Source organism: Klebsiella indica (genome assembly GCF_005860775.1).
Taxonomy (GTDB): Bacteria; Pseudomonadota; Gammaproteobacteria; order Enterobacterales; family Enterobacteriaceae; genus Klebsiella; species Klebsiella indica.
The window spans coordinates 1-12957 of sequence record NZ_VCHQ01000014.1 but is presented as its reverse complement, the minus strand read 5'-3'; the positions used below and the strand labels follow the sequence as shown (position 1 = coordinate 12957).

The window sequence follows — 12957 nt, the reverse complement described above, 5'->3', positions numbered from 1 at the left end:
TCATTTCATCTTAGGTTAATCCGCTATTTTACCCTTTTCCACGGTAAACATCTTCGAATTTTCATCGGACATGTCCATAACGTGCTCAGCGCTAATGGCGCTGACGAAAACCTGCGACTGCGTGGCTTTTAAACGGCTGGCCAGCAGCCCGCGCCGCGCGTCATCAAGTTCCGAGGCAAAATCATCTATCAGGTACAGGCAACGCCGCCCGCTCTCGCGAGTCAGAAACTCGCCTTGCGCCAGTCGTAAAGCGCACATCAGCAGTTTAAGCTGCCCACGCGATAAAGTATCTTCCACCGGCGCACCGTCAGCACGAATGCGGAAATCCGCTTTGTGCGGGCCATGGGCGGTGTAGGTTAACATACGATCACGCTCGAAATTCTTCTCCAGCACCTCGGCATAATCCGTTTCTTTCTCCCAGCCGCGCTGGAAAGAAAAGGTGAGAGCGAACTCCGGTAAAAACTGCCGACAGGTGTCCGCCATGTCGTCGACGATAGCGGCGCTGTATTCGGCGCGCCAGCGGCTGATTTGTTCCGCCAGCGGGATCAGTTCCAGATCCCAGGGCCGCAGTTGGGCATAGCGGCTGACCTGACGCAGCGCGGCGTTGCGCTGCTTTACCAGCCGCTTCAGGTTGCTCCAGGCGGTGAAGAACCCGGCTTCATTGTGAAAGCATCCCCAGTCAAGGAACGCTCTTCTGTATTTGGGGCCGCCGTTGAGTAAAGTAAAGCCCTCAGGCGTGATGAGCTGCATCGGCATCAGGTGCGCCAGCTCCGCCACTTTATGGCCGTCGGTGCCGTCGATGCGCACTTTGCTGTCGCCCAGCTTATCCTTGGTCAGGCCGATGGAAACTTCACGCTCCTCGCCCTGCAAACGACCGTGGAGAACAAAGGACGGCTGCTCGTGACGGATCACCCGACCAATCTGCAAACTGCGAAACGCCCGACCGTGGCCGAGCGTATAGATGGCCTCCAGCACGCTGGTTTTGCCGCTACCGTTTGCGCCAACCAGGAAGTTAAAGCCGGGGGATAAAGCGAGATCCGCATTTTCGATATTACGGAAATCTTTGATTAGCAGTCGGGATAGCGACATAGTCAGCTCGTCATCATTCAAGGGGCGTGGGTGTCGCAGCCAGTTCGTCTACCGCCAGCGCGCAGAAAGCGGAGCGTACACGAAGTACGTGAGCATTTGCTCGCTCCGCTCGTCCTTCGGACCGTCTTACAGACGTCCAAAACGCATAGCGTTTTGTCGAGCACTGCCGGAAGGCGAAATGGCAAGTAAACCAGCCCCTTTGCAGATTCTACAATCTCATAGGCATGACGACGTAGGCTGCGGATTGCGATGCCGCATCCTCAATCTGCACGCTTGATACCGAGTCCGTCAGCAGAATACGCACATTCTCGCACTTCAGCGCGTTCAGCACGTCCAGCACGTAGCTGACGTTAAAGCCGATCTCCATCTCAGCGCCGGCATAGGTGACGTCCAGAATCTCTTCCGCTTCTTCCTGTTCCGGGTTGTTGGCGGTGATTTTCAGCTGATTTTCACTGACGTACAGGCGCACACCGCGAAATTTCTCGTTGGAGAGAATCGCCGCGCGGGCAAAAGCCTGTTTGAGAATATCGCAGCCCGCATCAAGGTGTTTGTCCGGATTTTTCGGCAATACGCGACGATAATCCGGGAAACGGCCATCAACCAGCTTCGATGTAAAGATAAAATCGCCGACGTGGGCACGAATATTATTGCTGCCGATTTGTACGCGCAGCGGCGTCTCACCGCCATCAAGCATACGCATCAGTTCAATCACCCCTTTACGCGGCACGATCACCGAATGATTCGGCAGCGACTCTTCCAGCGGCATCGAACAGACCGCCAGACGGTGCCCATCGGTCGCGACAGTGCGCAGTTCGCTCCCTTCGGTTTCAAACAGCATGCCGTTTAAGTAGTAACGCACGTCCTGATGCGCCATTGAGAACTGGGTTGCTTCGATCAGACGCTTCATTGTCGCCTGCGGCAGGGTGAATTCCACTTCGCTCTGCCAGTCGTCAAGATTCGGGAAGTCTGCTGCAGGCAGCGTGGAAAGCGAGAAACGACTACGCCCGGAGCGCACCAGCATCCGCTCGCCTTCCAGCTGCACCGCGATTTCCGCACCTTCCGGCAAACCGCGGCAAATATCAAAAAATTTACGCGCCGGAACGGTCGTCGCCCCCGCTTCATGCGGTTGAATCAGCGCAACGCGCGCGACCATTTCCATTTCCAGATCGGTACCGGTCAGCGACAGCGCGCCATCGGTAACCTGCAGCAGCAGGTTGCCGAGAATCGGTAGCGTCGGACGACCACCTAACGGACCACTGACCTGTTGCAGTGGTTTTAATAAATGTTCACGTTCTACGGTAAATTTCATAGCGTCACGAGGATAATGTTCTGATTAAATTAGAGAAATCTTCTTTGATATCGTGGCTTTCTTCACGCAGTTGCTCAATCTTACGACAGGCGTGCAGGACGGTGGTATGGTCGCGACCGCCAAACGCATCGCCAATTTCCGGCAAACTGTGGTTGGTCAGCTCTTTTGCCAGCGCCATCGCCATCTGGCGAGGACGCGCCACCGAGCGAGATCGACGCTTGGAAAGCAGATCCGCGATTTTAATTTTGTAATACTCCGCCACCGTCTTCTGAATATTGTCGATGGTGACCAGTTTTTCCTGTAAAGCCAGCAGATCGCGCAGCGCTTCACGCACGAAATCGATGGTAATCGCCCGGCCGGTAAAGTTGGCGTTGGCGATCACGCGGTTCAGCGCCCCTTCAAGCTCACGCACATTAGAGCGTAGTCGCTTAGCAATAAAGAACGCCACCTCGCCGGGCAGGCGAATGTCGTTTTCGTCAGCTTTTTTCATCAGGATTGCCACGCGGGTTTCCAGCTCTGGCGGTTCAATCGCCACCGTCAGCCCCCAGCCGAAGCGTGATTTCAGACGATCCTCAACGCCGTTGATCTCTTTCGGATAACGATCCGACGTCAGAATGATCTGCTGATTACCTTCCAGCAGGGCATTAAAGGTGTGGAAAAACTCCTCCTGCGAACGCTCTTTATTCGCAAAGAATTGAATATCATCGATCAACAGGGCATCAACGGAACGGTAGTAGCGTTTAAACTCTTCAATCGCGTTATTTTGCAGGGCTTTTACCATGTCCTGCACAAAGCGCTCAGAGTGCATATAGACCACTTTCGCGTTGGGTTTGCGCGCCACGATGCCATTACCGACTGCGTGCAACAGGTGGGTTTTCCCCAGACCGGTGCCGCCATAAAGGAACAGTGGGTTGTATGCCCCGCCTGGGTTATCGGCAACCTGGCGTGCCGCCGCGCGCGCCAGCTGGTTAGATTTACCTTCGACGAAGTTATCAAACGTATGCTTTACATTAACATTGGAGCGATAGGTCGGCTCTGCCGGCGCCGGGACGTTATCCCAGCCAGACCGCACGATAGTTGGCTCAACGCGCGTCGTCTGGATCTGCGCGGCAGGCGCGGCTGCCGCAACGCTCACCGTGCCTCTCTGCGGTTGAACAGCAGGCTTAGCGCCGACTTCAAAACGCAGCTGCGGGGCATCCGCACCACAAAAATCATTGAGGAGCCCATTGATATTATTGAGGTATTTATCCCTTACCCAATCGAGCACAAAACGGTTTGGCGCATACAGTGCCAGCGTGTTATCGCTCAATTCCGCCTGCAAAGGGCGTATCCACATACTGAATTCTGTGGCTGGTAACTCATCCTGCAATCGGGCAAGACACTGCTGCCAAAGCGAAAGTGACACGGCGGACTCCACTCGAACAAAAATCGATATACAAAGAGAAACTGAAACAATCATGATTGTTGGCACACGTCGACAAGACCCTGCATAGCCGAAAAGCCCCTGCACAAAAGGGGTGACGTGCGAACCGCTATTTGCGGTTGTTACCCGATGCGGATCCCTGGATCCCGATCGGGACCGGGGATCATAGCCTAAACTGAGAAAGAGATCTTGTGTTTCTCAACAGATTCTTCCCGATTTATCCACAGGAAGGATCGAAGCCCGGTAAGTGTAATCGATCCTGGCTGGAGTAGAGTACGATTTCAGCCGCATATTGGAAAAATTAATGACCTGCGCGCGTTTTGGACTTAATCGATCTAACGAAGATCCTTTGCGATCCTTGCGCTTTACTCATCACGCCGTATAATCCCCCACCCGGCGCGTAATACCGTTTTCCGCAACGCGTCATCGCTTATTTTTTGTGCGGCAAGGTGCGAGAAATAAGGAAAGAGAATTGACTCCGGAGTGTACAATTATTACAATCCGGCCTCTTTAATCACCCACGCTGAGGCGTAGGCCGTGCAAAGTTTGTTCGGGTTTACGTGAAAGTCAGTGAAATTATTCAAGTTTAGGTAGAAATCGCCATGAAACGCACTTTTCAACCGTCTGTACTGAAGCGCAACCGTTCTCACGGCTTCCGTGCTCGTATGGCTACTAAAAATGGTCGTCAGGTTCTGGCACGTCGTCGTGCTAAAGGCCGTGCTCGTCTGACCGTTTCCAAGTAATAAAGCTAACCCTGAGTGGTTAAGCTCGCATTTCCCAGGGAGTTACGTTTGTTAACTCCCAATCATTTCACTTTCGTCTTCCAGCAGCCATTACGGGCTGGCACGCCGCAAATCACCATCCTCGGCCGCCAAAATTCGCTGGGGCATCCCCGCATCGGTCTTACGGTCGCCAAGAAAAACGTTAAGCGCGCGCATGAACGCAACCGGATTAAACGTCTGACGCGTGAAAGCTTCCGTTTACGTCAACACGAACTCCCGCCGATGGATTTCGTGGTGGTGGCAAAGAAAGGGGTTGCCGACCTCGATAACCGTGCTCTCTCGGAAGCGTTGGAAAAATTATGGCGCCGCCACTGTCGCCTGGCTCGCGGGTCCTGATAGGCCTGATTCGGGTCTATCAACGCCTGATTAGTCCGCTACTCGGGCCGCACTGTCGTTTCACGCCAACCTGTTCTCAATACGGAATTGAGGCATTGCGCAGGTTTGGATTGATAAAAGGCAGTTGGTTGACGGTGAAACGCGTATTAAAATGCCACCCTTTACACCCTGGTGGTGACGATCCCGTCCCGCCTGGACCATTTGATACCAGAGAACACTAACGATGGATTCGCAACGCAATCTTCTTATCATCGCTTTGTTGTTCGTGTCTTTCATGATCTGGCAAGCCTGGGAGCAGGATAACAATCCTCAGCCTCAGCAGCAGACCACGCAGACAACGACCACAGCAGCGGGTAGCGCCGCCGACCAGGGCGTACCGGCCAGTGGCCAGGGGAAACTGATTACGGTTAAAACCGATGTGCTTGATTTGACCATTAACACCCGCGGTGGAGATGTTGAGCAAGCGCTGCTTCTGGATTATCCAAAAGAGCTGAAATCGACTGAACCGTTCCAGTTACTGGAAACCACGCCGCAGTTTACCTATCAGGCACAGAGCGGTTTAACCGGCCGTGATGGCCCGGACAACCCGGCTAACGGACCACGTCCGCTGTATAACGTCGATAAAGATGCGTTTGTGCTGGCTAACGGCCAGAACGAAATCGTCATTCCACTGACGTACACAGATAAATCAGGCAACGTTTTCACTAAAACCTTCACCCTGAAGCGCGGTGACTATGCGGTGAACGTTGGCTACAGCGTACATAACGCCAGCGAAAAACCGCTGGAAGTGTCGACTTTCGGTCAACTAAAACAAACCGCCAATCTGCCGACCCATCGCGACACTCAGACCGGTGGCCTGACGACAATGCACACTTTCCGTGGTGCGGCGTATTCAACCTCCGAGTCGAAATACGAAAAATACAAATTTGATACCATTCTCGATAACGAAAACCTGAACGTCAGCACCAAAAACGGTTGGGTTGCCATGCTGCAGCAGTACTTTACTACCGCATGGGTTCCGCAGAATAACGGTACCAACAGCTTCTACACCTCCAACCTCGGTAACGGTCTTGTGGCTATCGGCTATAAATCGCAGCCGGTCCTGGTGCAGCCAGGCCAGACCGATAAGCTGGATAGCGTACTGTGGGTTGGCCCGGCCATTCAGGATAAAATGGCCGCCGTTGCGCCGCATCTTGATCTGACCGTTGACTACGGCTGGCTGTGGTTCATCTCTCAGCCGCTGTTCAAACTGCTGAAATGGATTCATAGCTTCCTCGGCAACTGGGGCTTCTCCATCATCGTTATCACCTTCATCGTTCGTGGCATCATGTACCCGCTGACTAAAGCGCAGTACACCTCCATGGCGAAGATGCGTATGCTGCAGCCGAAGATTCAGGCAATGCGCGAGCGTCTGGGCGACGACAAACAGCGTCAAAGCCAGGAAATGATGGCGCTGTATAAAGCGGAGAAGGTTAACCCGCTGGGTGGCTGCTTCCCGCTGATTATCCAGATGCCTATCTTCCTTGCGCTGTACTACATGCTGAGCGCCTCGGTTGAACTGCGTCATGCGCCGTTTATCCTGTGGATCCACGACCTGTCTGCACAGGACCCGTACTACATCCTGCCGATCATCATGGGCGCGACGATGTTCTTCATTCAGAAGATGTCCCCGACCACCGTGACCGATCCGATGCAGCAGAAGATCATGACCTTTATGCCGGTCATCTTCACGGTGTTCTTCCTGTGGTTCCCGTCTGGTCTGGTGGTTTACTATATCGTCAGCAACCTGGTCACCATTATTCAGCAGCAGCTGATTTACCGTGGTCTGGAAAAACGCGGCCTGCATAGCCGTGAGAAGAAAAAAACCTGATACTCTTTGTTCTTCAGGTAGCAGATGCGCAGGCTTCGTAGCCAGCGCGTCTGCGGTTCAAAACGATTAGCCGTTTTGTCCTGCAACGTGAATTATTTTGAGAGTCTACGGTAAATTAAATGCCAGAGAAGGCGGTCAACAGACCGCCTTTTTTACATTTACATAGAGAGTCATTATGAGCCATAACGACACTATCGTCGCCCAGGCCACCCCTCCGGGACGCGGTGGAGTGGGCATTCTGCGCATCTCAGGCCTGAAAGCGCACGACGTCGCGCAGGCGGTGCTGGGCAAATTGCCAAAGCCGCGCTATGCCGACTACCTGCCATTTAAAGACGGCGACGGCAGCGTGCTGGATCAGGGGATTGCGCTGTGGTTCCCCGGCCCGAACTCCTTTACCGGCGAAGATGTGCTGGAACTACAGGGACACGGCGGCCCCGTAATCCTCGATCTGCTGCTGAAACGCATTCTGACGCTACCGGGCGTACGTATCGCCAGACCCGGCGAATTTTCCGAGCGCGCGTTTCTCAACGACAAGCTTGACCTGGCGCAGGCGGAAGCCATTGCCGACCTGATTGACGCCAGCTCCGAACAGGCGGCACGATCCGCCCTGAACTCGTTGCAAGGGGCGTTCTCCACCCGCGTTAACCATCTTGTGGAAGCGCTCACTCACCTGCGCATCTATGTGGAAGCGGCCATAGACTTTCCGGACGAAGAGATCGACTTCCTCTCCGACGGCAAAATCGAAGCGCAGCTCAACGAAGTGATCGCCGATCTCGACGCCGTCCGCGCCGAAGCGCGCCAGGGCAGCCTGCTGCGCGAAGGGATGAAGGTGGTGATTGCCGGCCGCCCGAATGCCGGAAAATCGAGCCTGCTGAACGCCCTGGCGGGCCGTGAAGCGGCTATTGTCACCGATATTGCCGGCACTACTCGCGACGTGCTGCGCGAACATATTCATATCGACGGTATGCCGCTGCATATCATTGATACCGCCGGTCTGCGCGACGCGAACGACGAAGTGGAACGCATTGGTATCGAACGCGCCTGGCAGGAAATTGAACAAGCTGACCGCGTGCTGTTTATGGTGGATGGCACTACGACTGAAGCCACCGACCCGGTGAATATCTGGCCGGACTTTATCGCCCGTTTACCAAAGAACTTGCCGATTACCGTCGTGCGTAATAAAGCGGATATTACCGGCGAGACGCTGGGGCTAAGCGAAGTAAATGGCCACTCAGTTGTGCGTCTCTCCGCGCGTACCGGCGAGGGCGTAGACGTACTGCGCAACCATCTTAAACAGAGCATGGGCTTCGAAACCAATATGGAAGGCGGCTTCCTGGCGCGCCGTCGTCATCTGCAGGCGCTGTCCGACGCAGCAGAGCATCTGCAACAGGGTAAAGCGCAGCTGCTGGGCGCGTGGGCAGGAGAACTGCTGGCGGAAGAGCTGAGATTGTCGCAACAGGCGTTGAGCGAGATCACCGGCGAGTTTACCTCCGACGACCTGCTGGGGCGGATTTTCTCCAGCTTCTGTATTGGTAAATAAGTTTTAGTCCATCCTCGTACGTGAACGTTCACTAACCCGCATTAACTGTACGTTAATGCGGGTTTTTACTTTCTGTACTCGTCCATAGTCGTGCGGATTCATCCGCGATTTTTGCGTCCTGAATTGTGCCCATCTTTAAATTCTTCATGTATAAATGTTCATTTTTTGAGCTAAAAATCACATCAAATGGACACAAAAGCGGTATAAAAAACGCTCAAACCTGCCTTCTCATGGACACAGTGAAAAAGAAGGCGTTAATAATTCAATATTAAACAATCTATTAGAAAGGATGCTCATGGACACACTGTAGAGGTGAGATATGGCACTTTCAGATACCAAACTACGCACGCTGACTCCCAAAAATCGCCCTGGCAACTTGCCGATCATGACGGGTTGGTGATTGAAGTTCTTCCCACCGGACGAAAAATCTGGCGTTTCCGCTACCGCTTTGACAATAAATCGCAAAAGATCACTCTCTGGGCGAATACCAAGCTTCCTCACATGCAGAGGCGCAGCTTTGGCGTGAAAAGTGCCGCTCAATGGTTGCCCATGGCATCAATCCCGCACAGAAAAAGCAGGAAGAAAAACTTAAACAGAAAGTCCCAACGACAGTCAAAACATTTGCCAAACGCTGGCTGACCGATATCGTTGAAAAAAGTAACCGCGATCCGCGCAACATCACTCGCGTTATCGAGAAGGACATCATTCCCATCATCGGGAAACTGGAACTAGAAGAACTCACAACTGCCCACATTCAGGTCATGCTTTACCGCATCAAGCAACAAGGTTCAGATCACGTCGCGCTACTGACGCGAAACGTGCTTAAACGCATGCTGGCCTATGCGATTTCCAGGGGAATCATCTTCAACAACCCGGCAGCCGCTATCAAGGCCCGTTATATCGCACAAGCAACAAGCCGTGACGTGGCGCTAACCGCAGAAGAGATCGGCATCCTGCTACGGGGAATCTACACCTCTAACATGAATCGACGCCACAAGCTGGCCCTGCACCTGCTAATCATCTGCATGGTGCGTAAATCGGAATTGATTGAAGCGACATGGAGTGAAGTTAACTTCAACGCGCTGGAATGGCGTATCCCCGGCGAAAGAATGAAGATGGATAACCCGCATATTGTTCCGCTGTCAAAGCAGGCACTGGCGATGTTCGAAGAGCTAAAATTTCTGGCCGGAGATTCTCCATACATCTTCCCCAGCCGAAACGACCACCGACGCCCGATCTCCAAAACAACGCTTAACTGCGCAGTGCGTACGCTGGATCTGAACGTCAGGGATTTTGTTATTCATGACTTCCGGCGTACTGCCAGCACATTGCTCCATGAGCAAGGCTACAACTCCGACTGGGTAGAGAAATGCCTGGCGCATAAGATCGGCGGCGTTCGCGGTGTCTACAACCGTGCGGAATACCTGAATCAGCGCCGGGAGATGCTTCAGTCCTGGGCGGACTTTGTTGATGCGCAGATTGAGGAGGGGCGGAAGGTGGTTATCGGGAAGTTTGGGAAGGCTTATGAGTCAACAACGAAGTAATCGTCAAAAAACATTGATAATCAAAATATTATAGATGGTTAATATCTAATTTTATTTAAAATCATCCGGTTACCAGCAGCAATTCTTGGTGATGCCCCTATATCCAACAAGTCTAGATGTAGTAAAAAACGGATGTACACAAAAAATCATAGTAACTAACTGAAAAATTGAGATAAGATAATCTTGATTATGACACTATGAAACAAAGCATCGGATGGATTATTTTTTGTGAAATAGCATGAGCGAGAGTGTTTAGCCAAAAATATCAATAGGTAAGTTATGTTCTCTCTCATAAACAAAATTTTTCTAAGGATTTCCATGGAACGTCAGTTTTTTTCAGATACTATTCTGTTACAGAGATTAAAAGGAAGTAGTGAACTTTCATTTCTTTTTGGTTCGGCTTTTAGCGCCATAAAAGACGGGGCAGGTATTCCTAATGTTTCGCAAGTAGCAGAAATAATTCGCTCTTACGCTGATGAAAACGATCTATTGGATGGATATAATGATTTTATCAAAGGAAAAGATGAAAAAGAAATTTACCAAGAATCATTTGCATACTTGTCAGCAATAAAAGGAGCAACATCAACACAAGAGATAGTTAGACGTGTAATAATGAGTAACTATGATAGTGACAATAATGAGCACAAAATTCCAAAAGCAATAAAAGATTTTTCTCATGCAATAAAAGAAAACAAAATAAAAGTAAAAAACATCATCACAACTAATTTTGATACATTAATTGAAGAACAATTTACAAAAGATGGCATTGGTTTTAATAGCATAAGTATAGTTTCTGATTCAAACATAAATGATAATAGTAATGATTTAATAAATATTATTCATATTCATGGTGTTTGGAATAAAGGCGATACCATGCATACTCGAAACCAGCTAGAAGCTAAACGAGATAAAATTGAAGCTTCACTAAGGACACTTTTGGCTGAACAACATGTTATTGCGTTAGCTTATAGTGGTTGGTTAGATAGTTTTACGAGAACATTAGCAAATATTGTAAATGATGATAAAGTTGAATACAATCTAGCATGGTGTTTTTATGAGAAAGAAGATGGCGTTATTGATAGAAACTTTAAAGATCTATTTGATATAGTTAACACCAGCAATAAGTAGAGATCGAATTCAATTTTTTAAAAACATTGATTGCAATATCATCTTTGATAAGCTATTAACGAAATCAGAACCTAAAAAAAAACAAGTAAATTAACAGATGATACTTATTTTGATGACATTAATTTTTATTTCCCTGATGAAAGGGAATATTGCAATCAAATTAGAGAAAAAGAAAGAAATAGCTCTATAAAATCATTGAATGAGACCCATGCTGTTTTTATAGAAGCAGGATTAGGCTATGGACTTTATGAGTTCATTTCTTCTCTTATTAGTACCGTAAAACACAGAATAATAAAATGTATTAAAATCGATATGTCTGAGATTATATCAAAAGGTCAGGTCGATGACAAGGTAAAAACTGATTCAGGACATAACTTAGCGTCGTTAATATATACATTAAGCGTACATAATGAATCCGTTTATTTTATAATTTTTGATAAAATACGTAGTAATATTGATGCAGAAGCAATTACATATTTACTAAAACTTCGTGATATATTCAGAGTTCAAAATAATAATATTTTTTTCGTTTATTCCTCAAGTGTGAACTTTAAAGAATTTAGTTTTATTCATACCAAATTATCAGAGTTAAGTTTACATGAAACAGGTGTAATACTTCGTAATAGGTTTGATGAAAACCGATTTAAGACATATGAAATATCTAAAATACATGAATATTCAGAAGGAGTAATGAAAAAACTCGAACAGATTATGTATTTTTTAGAGGATAGCTCAACACAGGAAGTATTATCTCAAGATGATATCTTTGATGATATATTCCATTCAGATAGCATTCCCAGCATCACATTAAAACAGATTGATATTTTACTTAACGATCCAAACAAACACCTCACACTTGAGATGCTAAAAATCCTGTCAATTCTTAAAAATGGAGAGACGTTAAGTAATTTACGAAGAGATAAAATGGGCAATAAGTTTGGCCCTAGAAATACAAAAGAGTTAATTCAGCTAAATAACTGATCCTAATACCGCTACACTTTAGCCAGCCCATGCTTTCCACCGGGGAATGGGCTGACGGTATCCATAAAGTGACGAACCTTTTTCAACAGTTGCCACATTGAACGGCACTGGTGATTTCGGGTTATTGTTTCATGAAGCGCCTGCCACAACCGTTCAACATGATTGACCCACGGCGAGTAAACTGGCTGATAAATCACTCTGAACTTTGGGTTTGCTTTCAGCCAGCGCAACGTTTCACGGCTTTTGTGGATGATGTAGTTATCGACAATGAGCGTTATCGATTTTGCCCGCCGGTATGTCGCCTTCAGATGTTTTAACATACTGATAAATAATGATGAACCTTTGCTGTTTCCACCCACGTAGCTGACTTTGCCCGTACCACTGTGCAGCGCACCGGCAAGATAGTACTTTTCATTCTGCCCCGGCGTGACAACGCGTTTTTGCTGCCCGCGTAACTGCCAGTCAGCGCCGATTTTGGGATTGAGGTGGATATCCACTTCATCTTCGTAAAACACCGGGTGTTCTGTGCTACAGCTGGCTAACGCCACATTAATCGCTGCCATTTTTTCTTCCTTATTCGGGTCCCGGATACGCAGTGTTGGCGCTGCTCTGCACCATACCAGTCCGGCAGCAGGTAACCATCGCCGGATGGTTGAAGCATGTAGCGGACAACCGGTGACATCACGGATTTTTATCGCCAGCAGTTCGGTACTCCAGCGGGAACGCTGATAACCAAAATCGCCGGGAGAATGCTTAACGAGCTCACGCAGCAATGCACAAATATGCTCGAACGGCCAGCGTCGGGAGCGTCCTGCGGGTAAGGATTTCAGGCCTTCAATACCTGAGTGCGTAAACCAGTTAATCCAGCGACCAACGGATGAACGGGCACAACAGAGTGTTCTGGCAACATCGCTGACCCGTTCACCCCGATGAAGCATCAGCATAGCCGTTAGCC

Annotated in this window: 12 protein-coding genes and 1 pseudogene; 9 read left to right on the top strand and 4 right to left on the bottom strand. The window is 49.5% G+C overall.

Going from position 1 to position 12957, the window contains the following annotated elements; translation table 11 throughout:
• Positions 1 to 15 precede the first annotated feature (15 nt).
• The 3 genes from recF to dnaA form a co-directional block, all read right to left on the bottom strand.
• Complete coding sequence (recF, locus tag FE839_RS11255) at positions 16 to 1089, bottom strand: DNA replication/repair protein RecF (RefSeq protein ID WP_138360905.1); 1074 nt, start codon at positions 1087 to 1089, stop codon at positions 16 to 18.
• A gap of 208 nt (positions 1090 to 1297) precedes the next feature.
• Positions 1298 to 2398 (bottom strand): DNA polymerase III subunit beta, encoded by a 1101-nt coding sequence (dnaN, locus tag FE839_RS11250; protein ID WP_138360904.1) that lies wholly within the window; start codon positions 2396 to 2398, stop codon positions 1298 to 1300.
• 4 nt (positions 2399 to 2402) lie between these two features.
• Positions 2403 to 3803 carry a chromosomal replication initiator protein DnaA gene (dnaA, locus tag FE839_RS11245; protein ID WP_138360903.1) on the bottom strand — a complete coding sequence of 467 codons (1401 nt, stop codon included), beginning with the start codon at positions 3801 to 3803 and terminating at the stop codon, positions 2403 to 2405.
• Between the two features lie 322 nt (positions 3804 to 4125).
• On the opposite strand from dnaA, the gene FE839_RS25090 reads away from it, so the two are divergent.
• The 9 genes and pseudogenes from FE839_RS25090 to FE839_RS24750 all read left to right on the top strand — a co-directional run bounded on the left by FE839_RS25090 (position 4126) and on the right by FE839_RS24750 (position 12002).
• The gene (locus FE839_RS25090) at positions 4126 to 4206 is read left to right on the top strand and encodes a hypothetical protein (protein WP_421808458.1); all 81 of its coding nucleotides are present in this window, start codon (positions 4126 to 4128) and stop codon (positions 4204 to 4206) included.
• Between the two features lie 217 nt (positions 4207 to 4423).
• Positions 4424 to 4564 carry a 50S ribosomal protein L34 gene (gene rpmH / locus FE839_RS11240; RefSeq protein ID WP_000831330.1) on the top strand — a complete coding sequence of 47 codons (141 nt, stop codon included), beginning with the start codon at positions 4424 to 4426 and terminating at the stop codon, positions 4562 to 4564.
• A gap of 15 nt (positions 4565 to 4579) precedes the next feature.
• Positions 4580 to 4939 (top strand): ribonuclease P protein component, encoded by a 360-nt coding sequence (rnpA, locus tag FE839_RS11235; RefSeq protein ID WP_138360902.1) that lies wholly within the window; start codon positions 4580 to 4582, stop codon positions 4937 to 4939.
• The gene (yidD, locus tag FE839_RS11230; protein ID WP_004871831.1) at positions 4903 to 5160 is read left to right on the top strand and encodes a membrane protein insertion efficiency factor YidD; all 258 of its coding nucleotides are present in this window, start codon (positions 4903 to 4905) and stop codon (positions 5158 to 5160) included. The genes rnpA and yidD overlap by 37 nt, the downstream gene beginning before the upstream one ends.
• Positions 5161 to 5162: 2 nt before the next feature.
• Positions 5163 to 6809, top strand: a complete 1647-nt coding sequence (yidC, locus tag FE839_RS11225) for a membrane protein insertase YidC (protein WP_138360901.1) — start codon at positions 5163 to 5165, stop codon at positions 6807 to 6809.
• 175 nt (positions 6810 to 6984) lie between these two features.
• Positions 6985 to 8349: a tRNA uridine-5-carboxymethylaminomethyl(34) synthesis GTPase MnmE gene (gene mnmE, locus FE839_RS11220; RefSeq protein WP_138360900.1), complete on the top strand. Its 1365-nt coding sequence runs from the start codon at positions 6985 to 6987 to the stop codon at positions 8347 to 8349.
• Positions 8350 to 8668: 319 nt separating this feature from the next.
• Positions 8669 to 9893 (top strand): annotated as a pseudogene (locus tag FE839_RS11215) (tyrosine-type recombinase/integrase).
• A 318-nt stretch (positions 9894 to 10211) separates the two neighbouring features.
• Positions 10212 to 11021 (top strand): SIR2 family protein, encoded by an 810-nt coding sequence (locus FE839_RS11210; protein ID WP_206665972.1) that lies wholly within the window; start codon positions 10212 to 10214, stop codon positions 11019 to 11021.
• Between the two features lie 312 nt (positions 11022 to 11333).
• The gene (locus FE839_RS24750; protein WP_179951936.1) at positions 11334 to 12002 is read left to right on the top strand and encodes a hypothetical protein; all 669 of its coding nucleotides are present in this window, start codon (positions 11334 to 11336) and stop codon (positions 12000 to 12002) included.
• 11 nt (positions 12003 to 12013) lie between these two features.
• Here FE839_RS24750 and FE839_RS11200 read toward each other — a convergent pair.
• The coding region (locus tag FE839_RS11200; RefSeq protein ID WP_138360899.1) for an IS630 family transposase at positions 12014 to 12957 on the bottom strand (944 nt) is incomplete at its 5' end.

Bases quoted from the DNA above. Each gene is read 5' to 3' on its own strand.
- recF (WP_138360905.1), bottom strand. From the start codon at position 1,089: ATGTCGCTATCCCGACTGCTAATCAAAGATTTCCGTAATATCGAAAAT.
- dnaN (WP_138360904.1), bottom strand. From the start codon at position 2,398: ATGAAATTTACCGTAGAACGTGAACATTTATTAAAACCACTGCAACAG.
- FE839_RS25090 (WP_421808458.1), top strand. From the start codon at position 4,126: ATGACCTGCGCGCGTTTTGGACTTAATCGATCTAACGAAGATCCTTTG.
- rpmH (WP_000831330.1), top strand. From the start codon at position 4,424: ATGAAACGCACTTTTCAACCGTCTGTACTGAAGCGCAACCGTTCTCAC.
- yidD (WP_004871831.1), top strand. From the start codon at position 4,903: ATGGCGCCGCCACTGTCGCCTGGCTCGCGGGTCCTGATAGGCCTGATT.
- yidC (WP_138360901.1), top strand. From the start codon at position 5,163: ATGGATTCGCAACGCAATCTTCTTATCATCGCTTTGTTGTTCGTGTCT.
- mnmE (WP_138360900.1), top strand. From the start codon at position 6,985: ATGAGCCATAACGACACTATCGTCGCCCAGGCCACCCCTCCGGGACGC.
- FE839_RS11210 (WP_206665972.1), top strand. From the start codon at position 10,212: ATGGAACGTCAGTTTTTTTCAGATACTATTCTGTTACAGAGATTAAAA.
- FE839_RS24750 (WP_179951936.1), top strand. From the start codon at position 11,334: ATGTCTGAGATTATATCAAAAGGTCAGGTCGATGACAAGGTAAAAACT.